The following is a 14,985-nucleotide window of genomic DNA, read 5'->3' as shown; positions in this document are numbered from 1 at the left end:
AGGAAGGTGAATGTGAGCGGACGAGTGTTGATTCGCAGACGTCGTAGACGCCCGACGGAATCGGTGCGTGGCCCGGAACAGCAGGGAACGGAACTTGATGCGTCTACACCTCTGGAAATAGAGGGTGGTTCGTCATACGCGGCCTCCTGCGAGATTCCCATTTCGGACCATTTGCACGACAACCTGACCATGATGCTCAAAGTCTTCTCCGATTGCTCGGATTTGCAAGTTCGTCATTTGTGTGTGGGCCATAAGCGGGATGCCTGCATGTTGTATCTTTCTGGACTGGTCAATCCTGCCGATTTAAGCGAGGAAGCACTTCGTCCTCTCATATACGATTTTCAAGCGAGCGATGAACATGTCATAGATTGGCTTTCGCCTGACAAGATTCGCGACGAAGGTGTTCTCCTGGCGCGGGTCGGTCGAGCAGATACCTTTCGGAAGGCTATCGATGGCATTGTGGATGGTCGGGCCGCCTTATTTGTCGACGGCGTGTCGCAGGCCGTCTTGTTATCGACTTCTGGGCCAGAACGTCGCAGCATTTCTGAGCCAGAAACGGAATCGGTCGTCCGTGGGCCACGCGAAGGATTCACGGAAGATCTGTCGGTCAATATAGCATTATTGCGTCACAAGATTCGGACGCCACAACTTAAGGCGCACTCGTTTACATTGGGCACGTACACCAAGACGGCGGTCTTGCTCGTTTACATTGAAGATCTGGCGGATCCAAAGGTCATTGCGGAGGCCAAACGGCGCATTTCAAGCATCGAGATCGACGGCGTTTTGGAGAGTGGCTACATTGAGGAACTTATTGAAGATCAGCCCATGTCGCCATTTCCACAGTTTCAGTATTCGGAAAGACCGGATACGATTGCCGCACAGTTGTTAGAAGGACGTTTTGCCATCTTCACCGAGGGGACTCCATTTGTGCTTATTGCTCCGGTGACGTGGTGGCAGTTCGTACAGGCCAGCGAAGATTATTATGAGCGGTTTTTTCTTGTCTATTTGGTGCGTGTCCTGCGCTATATTTCTCTTTTTCTGGCGCTTTTTTTGCCAGCTATGTATATTGCGGTGACCACGTATCATCAGGACATGTTGCCGACAAGTCTTGTCATGAGTGTTGCGGCCGCACGTGAAAGCATTCCCTTTCCGGCGATTATTGAAGCTTTGATCATGGAACTCACTTTTGAAGCGTTGCGCGAGGCAGGGATTCGACTCCCCAAGGCGGTAGGACAAGCTGTCAGCATTCTTGGTGCTTTAGTTATCGGGCAGGCGGCCGTTGAGGCAGGGATTGTATCCGCGCCGATGGTGATTATTGTGGCCATCACGGGTATCGCTTCGTTTACATTGCCCCGTTACAATGCCGCCATTGCCATCCGCTTGTTGCGATTCCCGATGATGCTTCTGGCGGCGGTACTCGGTATGTTCGGCATTGTCATCGGTGTCATGTGGATTTCCATTCACCTTTGCAAGTTGCGATCCTTCGGGGTTCCGTATCTTTCAGGACTCGCACCGTACAAACGCAAGGAAGTCAAAGATCTGTTCTTCAGACCGCCATGGTGGAAAATGGTCTTTCGTCCATCGTCTTTTGCGCATCACAACCGTAAGCGTATGGCGGAACGTCAGATGCCAGGGCCGGATAAGCGATCCGGTTCGCGAGGGGGAGCCCGATGAAGGCCAAAGTGGCAATGACCTTCGTCTGTGCGTTGTTTCTGGTGCCTTTGACGAGCGGCTGTTGGGACAGGCGCGAAATCAACGACATTGCCTTTGTCACCGCGGCCGCCGCCGATATCACTCAGGATAACCACTATCGAGTCACCATTCAGGTGCCGTTACCGGGCAAAATCTCCGACGTTGGTCAGAAAGGGGGCGGCGGTGGGTCGAGTGGGAATAAGGCCTATTTTCTCGACTCGACGATTGGTGATACCTTCCGGGCGGCGAACGCGAAGCAACAAAATGCCATGTCGAGGCAATTGTACTTTTCACATATGCGCGTTTTCGTCTTCGGCGAAGATTTGGCGAGAGAGAATATTGCGTCACCGATTGACGTCATGAGCCGCATACCACAAAATCGCATGACGACCTATCTCCTTGTCAGTTCAGGGCCTGCGGCAGATTTGTTGAATGCGCAAGCAACCATGGAGAAGACCCCAGCCGAGTTTTTACGGGAATTGGCCAACGAATCGATGATCCACCCGCGAACCGTAAAACGGGTCACAGAAGCACTACTGGCTGAAGGACAAGATCCCATCATGCCGGTTGTATCATGGACGACGACGAAACCTGGAGATGCAGGTGATGCACAGACCAACTTAAAACTGAACGGGCTAGCTATCTTCCAGAAGAAAAAGTTGGTTGCGATGTTGTCAGGCCGTGCCGCGGACGGCGTTTTATGGGCGATGGGTGAATTTCGACGGCCGCTCATTACGATACCTGCGAAAAACGGCAGTGGCTTCGTTTCGGTGATGGTGACGAGCTACCATGTGCGAACGACGGTGAAACCGACACAGGATGGCCGAATGGTCTGCCAGATTCAAGCGCGGGTAACGGGGACATTAAGTGAAAATACATCCAATCTGACCTATGAGCGCAGTCAGAATCTTGCCAGTCTCGAACGACAGGCAAGTCAAGCCGTCACAGATGATATGCGCATTGCAGTCGATCAACTACAACGCTTGCACGCGGATCCGATTGGCATCTGTAATCGTGTTTATCGAAACTATCCAGGGTATTGGCATCGCGTTAAGCACAACTGGCGAGACGAGTTCTATCCAAACATTCCAGTTCAAATCGATGCGCAGGTAGAGATTCGCAATAGCGGCAATGCGACGTCACCCGTGGGGATACCAGAGGAGGAGCTACAGTCTTGATTTTGCTATTGCTCCAGGCAGTCGGTCTAGTTGGAGGCTTGTTGTTCGTTCAGTGGCACGAGTGGAAAAAGAGCAATCGAGTCACCCGCATCATCTATACTGTTTGTCTATTGTCGGCAGCAACCATGTGGGTGCTCTCGAATACCTTAATGTTCACACATACGTCGTTTGCGTGGATCCCAAAGTTCTCATTTGCGGGGTGAGCTGAGTTGGAAACGGCTTCGTCGCGCCAGATTGTCATCATGGGCCTTTGTTATGTATTCTCGGCGACGCTTGTCACCTGGCCTGGTCAAATCCTGCGCTTGGCGAGGCAAGACGCGTGGATTGGCGTGCCCACGTGTGCGCTGATCATGCTTGGCGTACTCTGGGTCGTCAACCGCACCTTGCATGCTCACCCAGGCAAAGACCTGTTGACGCTCATTGTCGAAAAGTACGGGTGGCTTGGGAAGTGTTTGGTTGGTGCGTACGTACTGTTACTGGCGCTTGACATGGGCAAGGACCTGCGGCTTGGGACAGATTTTGTAAACGTCGTCTTCTTGCCCAGAACGCCGTCCATTTTGATTGCAACGCTCATCGCAGCGACGTGTGTGTTCATGGTGCGCGGAGGAATTGAAATTGTCGGGCGCATGGCGGAGTTGTATATACCGCTGTTTATCGTTGTGGCTTTGTGCGCCGGGTTGCTCCTCATTCCGGACTTAAGCTGGCAGTATATGCAACCGTTTTTTGAAAAAGGGATGATTCGCCCGATGGTGGGGGTGTGGTATGCGTTGACCCCAATTGGCAACATCATGATTTTGCCCATGATGTTCTCGAACCAGCATTTTACGTTTCGTCAGTCCTGTATGGCGATATTGATTTCCTGTGGTTTGCTCGAGTTTGTGCTCATGATATGTCAGCTCAATCTCAGCAGTACACTGGCAGGCCACCTTATGTACCCCGCGTATGAAGCGGTTCGCGAAATTCGGTTAACTGACTTTCTGGATCGCTTTGATCTGCCAATTGTCGGGTTATGGTTGCCCACCATTGTCATCAAAATTGGCATCAACCTGTATGTGATTTGCACGGCTTTGCAGCGCATTTGGCCCGCGCTCGAAGCCCGGACGGTTGTCCCTGCCGTGGGAGCCTGCATTGTCGTGTTTGGCTTTTGGCTGTTTCACACCTCGGTGGAAGTCGTGAGCGTCAATGATGCCTGGCCCGTGCTGGTCATCGTTTGGTGGATCATGATTCCCGTGTTCGCGTGTGTTGGCTTACTTATTCTTGCGCGCGTGCAACAGTCGCGCTTGCGGCGCCCGTCATGAGGCGCCAGCCCAGCTAGGCTGGCGCTGTGGTTCAATACATCATGCGCTCATCGTAGTAATACTTGAATTCGAGCAGGTTATTGGATGGATCGCGCAGGAAAAACATTTCATGCTCTTCGATCATTCCTTGAAAACGCCTCGACAGGTCTTGGAAAAACGGGATTTCGCGTTGTTTCGCCAACTTGTACAGGTTATCAAATTGCCGCTTGTCTCTAAACGTGACACCAAAGTGGCGCGGATACATCTTCACGTCGCGATCAAAATTGTCTGAGAGATGGCAAACCACTTGGTCGCCGAAAAAGTCTAACGTAATTCGATCCGCATAGCGGCGTGCGAGTTTACATCCAAGCTTCGTAACATAAAAGTCGTACGTTTCATCGAGATCGCGGGCAGGGATCGCCAAGTGAAACACGTTATGGGGATCGCGCATGCATAGTCCTCCTTCAGGGCGTGCAGGGAATCGGGATTCAGCTTTCAAACAACATGAAAGTATCGGAACGCAGTCCGAGTCGCAACGTCTCGAGTGGAATGATATCGGCAAACGGCACGTTCGCAAGGTTGACGTTGCTTCCAACTTTCTCGATAAAGTGAGTTTGTAACGACTTGTTTGGCGCTTCAAAGACAAGCTTTTCGATCTCGATATTGGCATCGAGAATTTCTTCAATGAGCCCAAAGCGCAACTCGCCATTTTCGCGACAAATGCCACTTGTGCCGGATTCTCGAGCTTCGGTAATGACATAGCTGGCGCCCGCTGCAAGGTCCTCTTGAATAAACTGAATCCAGCGATTGGGAGGCAGCATCAACGATTGATTGACATCTTTGTAGCCCACTTCGCTGAGAACTTTAAAGCGCTCGGCGAAGTGTGCAATCCAGCGACCTTTCTCTTCATTCGACAGCGGCGCGGTCCCATTGGAAATTTCCACATAACGGCACTCGTGTTGCAGACAAAACTTCTCGTATGCCTCAATTTGATTCTGCACGTAAAACTTCTCAAACAGCGTTCCACCAAAGAAATAATCGATACCAAGACGGCGTAAGCACGCGATTTTCTCATCGAGTCGCGGGGTCACCAGCGAAGTGCCCCAACCAAACTTGACGAGATCCACCCATTCGCCGGAACTCTCCATCACATCTTCAAAATAACGAAGGGGCACACCATTGTCGATCACGATGGTCAGCCCAGTCGCCCGTGGCTTCACGTCGCGGGACGGTAACCGTAAGCCGAGTGCTAGTGTAGTTGACACCAGGGTTCACGCTCCTGAGATTCTTTGCTTTTTGATTCCTTTCCGGTTTAGCACAGCATAACCAGCTAGCATTGAAAACGCCTTGAAGTTACCTGGTTCAATTGGATTTCACGATGGTCATGCGATGGTGAACCCTATTTTATCTCAAAAAATCGTCAAAATGAAACGGGATTCACTGGGTAGATCGCGTGGTTTAAGTTGCAAAAGAAGACATCGGCGCAGATATAGGGACAATAGATCGATTTTTGCGGCAGGATTTTCGAAGAAGTTGTCGAATAGAACTAGAAACACAGTGTTATTGATGGATTGTCGGGAACGGCAGGTATAGAATTCAAATCCGATATTGGCAGTGAGGAGCGAATATGCAGATTAAGTCAAAATGGATGTATGGCGTATCCGCAATCGTAGCTTTGTCGTTTGTGTTTTTTCCACGTGACATTTTCGCAAATTCATTGGCTGAAGACCAACAGAAATTGGCGCAGTTGCAGAGCGAAAAGGCCACTGTAGAACAACAAGTACAATCCGACGCAGCGAAGGAATTGGCATTGAAAAACGCCATTGCCACGTTTGATAATTCAATACATACCGTAGAGTTGCAGATTGAGACGAATCATGTGCGTATGGCATCCTTGCGGGCGCAGGAACACCAGTTAGGCGTGCAATTGGCGCAGAATCAACAGGAGTTGGAAACTGACCAAAACGAGCTCGCGCAGATTGTACGCAGTGAATACGAGGACGGGAATGTTTCCTATTTAGAGGTTCTATTTAATGCCACCAGCTTTACGGACTTTCTCTCTCGCCTCTATGATTTATCCGTCGTGTCCAAGACCCAGAATCAAGTCGTTCAATCTGTTAAGACGCTGCAACAAGCCATTGTCGACAAACAAAATGAAGTCAAGGCATCTGAGCAACAAGTTGCCCAAATAGAGGCTCAGTTGCAGGCGTTGCAGGCGACAGACGAGGCTCTTAAAGGTGAGAAGCAACACAATTTAGCAGTGGTTGAGGCTGACATCCAAAGCGGTAAGAAGCAACAAGGGCTGCTCGAGAGTCAAATCCAGTTGACGCAATCCGATATCCAAGCCATTCAGGCAGCGACGCAAGCAGCCGAGCAACAAGAGAGCAACCCTCAATACGTTCAACAGCAACAGGCGGCATTGGTGCCGGCGGATCCGAACTCCATTATCGGCTATGCAGAGCAATTCCTTGGTACGCCATACGTCTGGGGCGGTACGTCGCCAAGCGGGTTCGATTGCTCTGGATTTACACAGTATGTGTTTGCCCATTTTGGTGTCTATATCAGCCGTACTTCGGAAGAACAATTTGCGGCAGGTGTGCCTGTTAGCCAAAATGATTTACAGCCGGGCGACTTGGTCTTTTTCAGCACGTATGCACCTGGAGCATCTCACGTCGGCATCTACATCGGCAACGGATTGATGATTGACTCACAGGACATGGGTGTATCTATCGACAGCGTGTTCAATTCGTATTGGGGACCTAAGTATATTGGGGCCCGGCGCTACATCACGCACTGATATCGCGATAGATGGCACTGCTAAACAAAACAAGGTGCGCCACTAGCGGCGCACCTTGTTTTGTTGATATAAGCAAGAACAGCATACATGGCTCCCAAGTAGGTCTGAGTTACAGGCCTCGGCGAAGTTCGCGCAACGTATAGAATGTGTCGCGCCACACTAAGCCGCCTCGGCGAACAGCAAGAACTGCAGAGCGAATAAATGCATAGCTATAGAGCAACATGCCAATAGGTAAAATGAGAAACTGGTGTTTTGGCAACTTTAAAAAGACTGCATGCAATTCGTAGAGGATGCACATGAGCAACAACGCGTAGCCATACAACAGACGGTACCACCCGGGCCCAACAAACGCCCCGATGAATGGCGTGCTGTATAAAGCCATCATCAGTACCATACTCAGAAAGAGCAGTAGTGCCGAGTAGCGAAACGCTGGCAAAGGTGCTTTTTCCATGCCTACTATCATCGACGATAAATCTGGATACCACTCAATCTCGATACATTGTTGCGCGAGGACAAACCGTTGCCGAAAGCCGTGGCGCTTAATCTGTTTGCCCAGAAGCAAATCGTCGTCAGGGCGCAGCGAGATAGCCTTGTGCGTGCCACTTTTCTCATAGGCCTGGCGGGCGACAAGATTAAATGCACCAATTCCCGCATGGGCCCGCGCACGCCTGCGGTACGCACTCTGTGGGCGTTTAAACAAAACGTAATTAAAGATGTACATTGCCGTCAGCATGCGCAACCAATAGCCTGTGGCAATCAGGCGTGGGGCAACGGTCAAATGCTGAAGTTTGTGCGTATGTACATACTGCATCGCACGTTCGATTGCATCTGGGTAGAAATAAACGTCAGCGTCCGCGAATAACAGCCAGTCGCCCGTCGCCTGTTTTGATCCCACATATAGCGCGTGGTTCTTCCCGAGCCAGCCGCGCGGCAGTTCGGTTATATGAATAGGTACGATGTTGTCCACCAAAGCAGCTTGGCGGTCAATTTCCGCTCCCGTATCGTCGCTGGATCTGTCATCCACCAAAATGATTTCCATGTTCGGGTATGTTTGTGCCGTCAGTGACTCGACCGTTTGCCGAATGCGTTCGGCTTCATCCCGTGCCGCGACGATCACGCTGACTTTGCCAAGGTCCCGTTTCGCGGCACAGCGCTCGTCTTCAGCACGTCGCACCTGTCTCAAGCGCGGTGTGCGGACCAAGTCCGGTATGGTGCGCACGAATATAAAGGTCCAAACGGCTGCCACCAAAGTGGGAATCACGGCGTGCCAGTGCAGTGTTTGGAGGATGGTTAGCCAGGTCTGTGCATAATTTGAAAACATAGACCAGTCCCCTTTATTCCCCATCTGTCTGTTCTCATTTATGGTAATCTAGTCGTTAGGCGTCGACAAGAAAGCGGGATGTTTTATTCTGTCTGTCTCATTATATGTCCAAGTGCACTGCTGTTGTTCGGTTTGGATGTCTCAGGCCGAACGAAATGATACTTCATTCAACGTTGGGGTTGTGCAATGAGGAACTGGAAGGATAAACAAGAACAACTGACGGAAGAGGAAAAACGGCGTCGCCGCCAGGCGTTTCGCACGAACATGGTGTACGGGACCGTGTTTTTATCGTTCACATCGCTCGTGTTGCGCGCTGGTTATGTCCAGGTTGCGAAAGGGAAGTCGTTCCGGCAGGCGGAGTTGACCACCCAAACAGCAAGAATCCCTATTTTGCCGCAGCGCGGGTGGATTTACGACGCCAATGGTCAGGTGCTCGCATGGGACAAACCCACGATGAGTATCGTGCTTAACCGCTATTCCACCGTCAGCGACGCGACATATCATCAGGTGGCGCAAGTATTGGCACCCGTTTTACAAACCACCCCCGCAAAGCTGTATCAGACGATGAACAGCGCTACGGGTACCATTCAGGTAACACTTGCGAACAACGTAACCAATGAGCAGGTGGCATTTGTCGTAGAGCACCAGTCGCAGCTTCCCGGTGTGCAGGTGGTGCAAGATTATCAGCGGCAATATCCCAATGGCGATCTCGCTGGCCAAGTTCTCGGCTACGTAGGAGCCATCACGGCGGAAAACGTCAACCAGTACAAAGGCTATCTGTACAGTCAAAAGGTTGGCGAAACAGGCATTGAGCAGGAGTATGAACCGATTTTACAGGGCAATCCTGGCTACGAATTGGTGGCCATCAACAGCGCGGGCAATGCCATCGGCAGTGTTGGCGAGATCGCGCCAAAGGACGGAGACAATATTCAGTTGACTCTCGATGGCCATGAGCAGGCTGAAGCGCAGATGATCATGCAAAACATGATCAACAGTAGCAGCAATAAAAACAACGTCGAGGACGCGGCCGCGGTGATGTTGAATGTAAAAACGGGCGGCGTGATCGCGATGGTGAGTTATCCGTATCTCGATCCAAACTGGTATACAATGGGCACGCTGGGTCAGCATGCGAATTATTTGAGTACATCCGGTGCGCAGATGAATAACGCCATTGGTATGTACAACTACCCTGGATCGACCGTGAAGCCGGCAAATCTGATCACTGCTCTTAAGGCAGGCGTCGTCAAGCCCGATACTGTCATCGAAGATGATGGGTACATTTATATTGGCACGTCGCGGAAAAACGAGGACGAAGGCTTTGCCTTTGGCGGCGTCAATCCGATAGAAGCCATTACAGTCTCGAGCGACGTCTTTTTTTATCAGGTCGGACTGTGGCTAGGCAAATGGTTTGGCAGTAGCACGTCGAGCGGTGGCGGCTATCCACCGACGGCGGGTAGTTTCCAAAACTACCTCAACACGGACTTTGCGAAGGGAATCAATCAACTTTTTCAGGGCGAAGTCGATTTTGGCCTCGGTTATCCTACGGGCATTGACTTGCCCTATGAAGCAGCTGGCAAGTTTTATGTCGAGGACTATACGCAGGGCAACAGTCAGGTGCAGTATAACTTGAAAGCAAGCGAGGCCTCGGTCGCAAAAACAGGGAAATATGTCAACTACGGATCGCCAGCCAGCTTGGCGGATGCCGCCATTGGTCAGTCGCAGCAGTTTACGCCCATGCAGTTGGCCGAATATGCGATGACGCTGGCGGATCAGGGATTGCGCTTAAAACCACATTTACTGGAGAATGTTTTTACAGAAAACGGAACGCCGAGTTCGGGCGCAAAGCCATTGCAGACGGTAAAGCCGCAGATCGAAGGGAAAGTACAGGCCGCCAGTTGGCAGTGGAACTTGGTGAAGCAAGGGATGTATGGTGTGACCTCGAATCCGAGTGGAACGGCGTATTCAGCCTTTGTCGGCGCGCCATACCAGGTGGCCGGAAAGACGGGCACAGCGCAAATTTATCTCGGCGGCAAACCGACTGACAACTCGGTGTTCATTTGCTATGCACCGCTCAATAACCCGCAGGTTGCTATCGCCGTGATGGCTCCCGGCGGCGGCTACGGTGCACAGTTTTCGGCGGTCATTGCACGACAGATGCTTGATGCCTACTTCAATGAACACCATGAACCGTTTATGCCCAAGAGCGGCTGGACGAGTACGGCTATTCCAGCGAATTGGAAGTCTTCGCCGGCCTATACCCTGCCGGAGCAGAGCCACTAAAAGGAACACATGATACCGGAGTGATTCAGAATGCCAAAGCGAGTCGATTTGCGGAGCGACACGGTAACACAGCCAACTGAACAGATGCGTCGTCTCATGGCGAAGGCCGAGGTGGGCGATGACGTGTATGGAGAAGATCCAACGGTTCGCAAGCTGGAAGAACTGGCCGCAGATATGTTCGGAAAGGAAGCGGCGCTCTTTGTCACGAGTGGTACACAGGGAAATCAGGTAGCGATTGCCGCATGGGCCGAGCGCGGGGATGAAGTGATTGTCGAGGCAGAGTCGCACGTCTTTTATTATGAGGTGGCCGGGATCAGCGTGATCGCAGGGGCACAGCCACGCCCCATTGTCGGGCAGATGGGTGCCATGGATCCGGAGGATGTGCGGCAAGCCATTCGCAAGCGGGATATTCATCAGCCTAGGACAGGGCTCATCTGTGTCGAGAACACGCATAACCGCGCCGGGGGTACTGTGTTGCCCATCGAGATACTGCGGGCGACCGCAAGCGTCGCGCGTGAGGCGGGTGTGCCGCTACATATGGATGGTGCGCGCATCTTTAATGCGGTAGTCGCATCGGGTATCGGTGAACGGACCTGGGCGAACGAGGTCGACTCCTTGCAGTTCTGTCTGTCAAAGGGGCTAGGAGCTCCCGTTGGATCGGTGGTGGTCGGTCCACGTGCCATGATCGATCGCGCCAGGGTCTGGCGCAAGCGTCTCGGTGGTGGATTGCGGCAAGCAGGGGTGTTGGCGGCGCCTTGCATCTGGGCATTGACCAATATGGTCGAGCGGTTGGCGGAAGACCACGCCCATGCGAAGGTGTTGGCGGAGCGGCTCGCCAACATGCCAGGCATCACGGTGAACTTGGAGACGGTACAGACGAATATCGTCCTGGCTGAACTCACTCACGAAGATGTAATGGCCGAACCGTTCATCGCCGAACTCGCCAATAACGGAGTGCTGGCAACTGCTTTTGGTCCCCGCACGGTGCGCTTCGTGACACACAAAGATGTCAGTCAGGCCGACGTCGAAATGGCTATCGATCGCATTCGCCAGACCATTGCGCATTTTGGTATTGCGCAATGACGGCATGGCAGTTGCCTTCATTCGAACATGACCCACGGCCATTGGCCGTGGGTTTCGTATTCCATATTGTTCTAGAGTGGATTCGTTTTAGCGGCCGATCGATTTTCGTTTCGTTTGGGCATCCTAGCCTCGACAGCATGGAAACGAGGAGGCATCTTGGGTGAGCGCGAAGCGATTGCTTTTCATTCAGGTCATCATTATTGTGGTCGTCGTTGCCGCTGGCTTCGTGGGGTACTACTTTTATCACCAATCCACACAGTACCTGCGCACAGACGATGCCCAAGTGACCGGGCAGCAGATTGTCATCGCTGCGCCCGCCAGCGGACAATTGTCGTCGTGGAACGGGACAGAAGGAACACAATTCGCCAGCGGCGACGTGATCGGCACAATATCGGTGCCATCCGGTACACGTACCGCCACCGTCAACATTACGGCACCACAAACGTCTACCATCGTCCAGAACTCGGCGGTGAACCGCGAGTTTGTTGCCGCTGGTACGCCACTGGCGTATGCGTACAATCTGAACAACCTCTGGGTGACAGCAAACATTAAGGAGACGCAGATCAACGACGTTCATGTGGGGCAGGCCGTCGATGTGTATGTCGATGCTTACCCGGGAACGTCCTTTTCGGGTGTGGTCCAGCAAATTGGTCTGGCCACCGCATCGACCTTCTCACTGTTGCCGCAGACGAACACGAATGCCAACTTTACCAAGGTAACGCAGGTCATTCCGGTGACGATCCGCTTGCAGACCTACACGGGACAGTTGGCGCCTGGGATGAGTGCGACCGTACGCATTCACAAGTGAGGAGGGGCAGCCGTGAGCGTGGATAACGATGTCCCAAAGCCAGTCGCTGCGCCGAATGACCCGGGCCCGGGTGGCCCGACAGGCGAACCCATTGCACACAAAGCGCCGATTCTCATCTCGCTAATTTTGGGGGCGTTTGCAGCTATTCTCAATCAGACTTTGCTCAACGTCGCCGTGCCAAAACTTATGACCGAGTTTAATGTCTCGGCGAGTACGATTCAATGGCTGTCGACAGGCTACATGCTGACCAACGGCATTGTCATCCCACTAACCGCGTTTCTCATTGGCACCTTCACGACGCGGCAGTTGTTTCTTGGGGCGATGTTCTGCTTCGGCATTGGCACGTTGTTTTGCGCCGCCGCTCCAGACTTTCCGGTAATGTTGATTGGCCGCATCGTGCAAGCCGCGGGCGCTGGCATCATGATGCCGCTGATGATGACGGTCATCTTGAATCTGTATCCGCCGGAAACGCGGGGCAAGGCCATGGGTACCATCGGGATCGCCATGTTTTTTGCACCGGCTGTCGGTCCCACGCTGTCGGGCTGGATCATTCAGCAATATTCTTGGCGCGTGTTGTTCTATATTGTGATTCCGGTCGCCGTGATCGACATTATCGTGGCGTCCATCTTCTTGAAGAACGTGACCGAGCGGACATTTCCGAAGTTCGAAGGCGTCAGTTTCGTCGCGTCGACGATTGGCCTTGGCGCTTTGCTTTATGGGTTTAGTGAAGCTGGCAACAAGGGCTGGCACGCAGGCGAGGTGCTTGGCAGCATCGCTGTTGGAGTGGTCTTTTTAATCGTCTTCGTCGCGCGGGAACTGACGTCAGACCATCCGCTCCTCAACTTGCGCGTCTTTCGCTACCCTGGATTTTCCATCGCCGCAGGTGTTAGTTGCGTGGTTAACATGGCCATGTTCGGTGGTGCGTTGCTGACGCCGATGTACGTGCAAAATATCCGTGGCTATTCTGCCCTCGACTCAGGCCTGATCTTGTTGCCCGGGGCCATTCTCATGGGCGTCATGTCGCCTGTTTCCGGCGCCTTGCTCGACAAGATTGGCATTCGGCCGCTGGCGATCATCGGCCTCATCATCACGGTGATCACGACGTGGGATCTTGGTCATCTGACGTCTGACACACCTCTTCGCCACATCATGTGGGTTTATACGATCCGCATGTTTGGCATGGGGTTTATCATGATGACCATCATGACGTCTGGTCTCAATCATTTGCCGCGGCAGTTCAACAGTCACGGTACTGCAGCGGCGAATACGGTGCGGACCATCGCCGGATCGTTAGGCACATCGCTGCTTATCACGGTGATGACGGATCGCTCGAATATGCACTATAACCAATTTGTCAACAGCGTCCTTTCGACGAATCCGCAACTGTCGACGACTTTGTCCGAGTTGACCGCCATGTTGGCGCGTATGATGTCACAGCCTTTGTCGGTGGCGCACGAACTCGTGACGTACCTGATGTATGGGCAGGCACAGATGCTGGCTTCTGTTCAAGGGGTCGACGACGCTTATTTGGTGGCGGCTGGAATTTCTCTGTTTGCGTTGATTTTGTCGCTGTTCTTACGCAATGCGAAGCGCCCTATAGCGGCGCCACAAAGAAGCGATGAGGGGGGTGACGAATCGCGCTCTTCATTGCCAGACGGACGAGCGCGCAAGGCGGTGGTCGTGCGCCGAACGCTCGCGCCGCGACCGCAATAAGAGCATGCGGACGTCATTTCGCAAAATGGGGTGTTTTTCCTGCCGGCATGTCGCGCAGGGGAGATGCCCCATCTTACTTTTCGTATCGACTTCAGGTTCAAGTCCCATGATAGCCATAAAACAGGCCATGGCCATGTTACACGGGAGTTGAATCTATGCAGAGACGAAGGATCTGGAAGTGGAACCACTCGCTACTGACTTTGATTTTCACACAAAAGTTTGAATAATCGCATGCAGAACTGAGTCAAATGGCGTGAACAGCCGGCCCCACAAGCACGTACGATGTCAGAACGGTCAACGCGAAAGCGAGTCGGGCAACGTGCGTAGCAGGGACACAAAGCGGTTGCCGCCGTCCTCGAGATCAGCTGCCAGCGCTTGCCGCAACGCCTTGGCAGTCGTAGGAGAAGCGCCGCCTGTGGAAATCGCCACTTGTACAGCGCCGCAGTTGACGAGGCTGGGCAGGAAAAAATCACTTTCCGCCTGCACATCGGCAATATTGCACAGGATGCCGCGGTCGCGGGCGTCGCGCCCGATGGCCGCATTGACGTCACGGCGATCTGTTGCCGCGATGACAAGCTTGGTGTCGTCCAAGTAAAACGGCTCATAGCGGGCGGCGATATGCTCAATGTCGCCGCGCTCTTGCATCGTTAGCAGTTCGGCACAGAGCTGTGGGCTGACGATCACGACGCGCGCACCGCAGTTTACGAGAGTCATCGCCCGCCGCAGTGCAATCCGCCCGCCGCCCACCACAAGGCATTTGGTGCCCGCCAATTTCAACCACACAGGATACAACACGTCCCTCTCTCCTTTGCCGACGAGCTCAGATTTCACGTTGA

Annotated in this window: 12 protein-coding genes; 8 read left to right on the top strand and 4 right to left on the bottom strand. The window is 52.9% G+C overall.

Annotated elements, in window-relative coordinates:
* Positions 1 to 111 precede the first annotated feature (111 nt).
* The 3 genes from BLU70_RS01855 to BLU70_RS01840 all read left to right on the top strand — a co-directional run bounded on the left by BLU70_RS01855 (position 112) and on the right by BLU70_RS01840 (position 4,168).
* Entirely contained in the window at positions 112 to 1,674 is a 1,563-nt protein-coding gene (locus BLU70_RS01855; protein WP_083341114.1) for a spore germination protein, read from the top strand.
* On the top strand, positions 1,671 to 2,870 hold the full coding sequence (locus tag BLU70_RS01850) for a Ger(x)C family spore germination protein (RefSeq protein ID WP_074691495.1): 1,200 nt from the start codon (positions 1,671 to 1,673) through the stop codon (positions 2,868 to 2,870). The genes BLU70_RS01855 and BLU70_RS01850 overlap by 4 nt, the downstream gene beginning before the upstream one ends.
* 209 nt (positions 2,871 to 3,079) lie before the next feature.
* Positions 3,080 to 4,168 carry a GerAB/ArcD/ProY family transporter gene (locus tag BLU70_RS01840; RefSeq protein WP_006447164.1) on the top strand — a complete coding sequence of 363 codons (1,089 nt, stop codon included), beginning with the start codon at positions 3,080 to 3,082 and terminating at the stop codon, positions 4,166 to 4,168.
* A 31-nt stretch (positions 4,169 to 4,199) separates the two neighbouring features.
* Here BLU70_RS01840 and BLU70_RS01835 read toward each other — a convergent pair whose 3' ends face one another.
* On the bottom strand, positions 4,200 to 4,598 hold the full coding sequence (locus BLU70_RS01835) for a VOC family protein (RefSeq protein ID WP_074691466.1): 399 nt from the start codon (positions 4,596 to 4,598) through the stop codon (positions 4,200 to 4,202).
* A gap of 37 nt (positions 4,599 to 4,635) precedes the next feature.
* The gene (locus BLU70_RS01830) at positions 4,636 to 5,412 is read right to left on the bottom strand and encodes a phosphosulfolactate synthase (protein ID WP_074691463.1); all 777 of its coding nucleotides are present in this window, start codon (positions 5,410 to 5,412) and stop codon (positions 4,636 to 4,638) included.
* Between the two features lie 362 nt (positions 5,413 to 5,774).
* Between BLU70_RS01830 and BLU70_RS01825 the strand changes: the two genes are divergently transcribed.
* Positions 5,775 to 6,944, top strand: a complete 1,170-nt coding sequence (locus BLU70_RS01825; protein ID WP_074691461.1) for a C40 family peptidase — start codon at positions 5,775 to 5,777, stop codon at positions 6,942 to 6,944.
* Between the two features lie 109 nt (positions 6,945 to 7,053).
* On the opposite strand, the gene BLU70_RS01820 is transcribed toward BLU70_RS01825, so the two are convergent.
* Complete coding sequence (locus BLU70_RS01820) at positions 7,054 to 8,265, bottom strand: glycosyltransferase family 2 protein (RefSeq protein ID WP_074691459.1); 1,212 nt, start codon at positions 8,263 to 8,265, stop codon at positions 7,054 to 7,056.
* 186 nt (positions 8,266 to 8,451) lie between these two features.
* Between BLU70_RS01820 and BLU70_RS01815 the strand changes: the two genes are divergently transcribed.
* The 4 genes from BLU70_RS01815 to BLU70_RS01800 all read left to right on the top strand — a co-directional run bounded on the left by BLU70_RS01815 (position 8,452) and on the right by BLU70_RS01800 (position 14,149).
* Entirely contained in the window at positions 8,452 to 10,545 is a 2,094-nt protein-coding gene (locus tag BLU70_RS01815; RefSeq protein ID WP_074691457.1) for a peptidoglycan D,D-transpeptidase FtsI family protein, read from the top strand.
* A gap of 30 nt (positions 10,546 to 10,575) precedes the next feature.
* Positions 10,576 to 11,628, top strand: a complete 1,053-nt coding sequence (ltaE, locus tag BLU70_RS01810; RefSeq protein ID WP_074691455.1) for a low-specificity L-threonine aldolase — start codon at positions 10,576 to 10,578, stop codon at positions 11,626 to 11,628.
* Positions 11,629 to 11,788: 160 nt separating this feature from the next.
* A complete protein-coding gene (locus BLU70_RS01805; RefSeq protein ID WP_006447172.1) occupies positions 11,789 to 12,436 on the top strand; it encodes an HlyD family secretion protein in 648 nt (215 codons plus the stop codon).
* Between the two features lie 12 nt (positions 12,437 to 12,448).
* Entirely contained in the window at positions 12,449 to 14,149 is a 1,701-nt protein-coding gene (locus BLU70_RS01800; protein ID WP_074691453.1) for a DHA2 family efflux MFS transporter permease subunit, read from the top strand.
* Positions 14,150 to 14,443: 294 nt separating this feature from the next.
* Here the strand turns inward: BLU70_RS01800 and BLU70_RS01795 are convergent, their stop codons facing one another.
* On the bottom strand, positions 14,444 to 14,944 hold the full coding sequence (locus BLU70_RS01795; RefSeq protein WP_006447174.1) for a precorrin-2 dehydrogenase/sirohydrochlorin ferrochelatase family protein: 501 nt from the start codon (positions 14,942 to 14,944) through the stop codon (positions 14,444 to 14,446).
* Between the last annotated feature and the right edge of the window lie 41 nt (positions 14,945 to 14,985).

This window comes from Alicyclobacillus hesperidum (genome assembly GCF_900107035.1).
In the GTDB taxonomy this organism is placed as follows: domain Bacteria; phylum Bacillota; class Bacilli; order Alicyclobacillales; family Alicyclobacillaceae; genus Alicyclobacillus; species Alicyclobacillus hesperidum.
Note: the sequence above shows the minus strand (reverse complement) of the source record. Positions and strands in the feature narration are given on the sequence as shown.

Excerpts from the sequence above, each read along its gene's own strand:
- BLU70_RS01850 (WP_074691495.1), top strand. The coding sequence starts at position 1,671 with ATGAAGGCCAAAGTGGCAATGACCTTCGTCTGTGCGTTGTTTCTGGTG.
- BLU70_RS01835 (WP_074691466.1), bottom strand. The coding sequence starts at position 4,598 with ATGCGCGATCCCCATAACGTGTTTCACTTGGCGATCCCTGCCCGCGAT.
- BLU70_RS01825 (WP_074691461.1), top strand. The coding sequence starts at position 5,775 with ATGCAGATTAAGTCAAAATGGATGTATGGCGTATCCGCAATCGTAGCT.
- BLU70_RS01820 (WP_074691459.1), bottom strand. The coding sequence starts at position 8,265 with ATGTTTTCAAATTATGCACAGACCTGGCTAACCATCCTCCAAACACTG.
- BLU70_RS01815 (WP_074691457.1), top strand. The coding sequence starts at position 8,452 with ATGAGGAACTGGAAGGATAAACAAGAACAACTGACGGAAGAGGAAAAA.
- ltaE (WP_074691455.1), top strand. The coding sequence starts at position 10,576 with ATGCCAAAGCGAGTCGATTTGCGGAGCGACACGGTAACACAGCCAACT.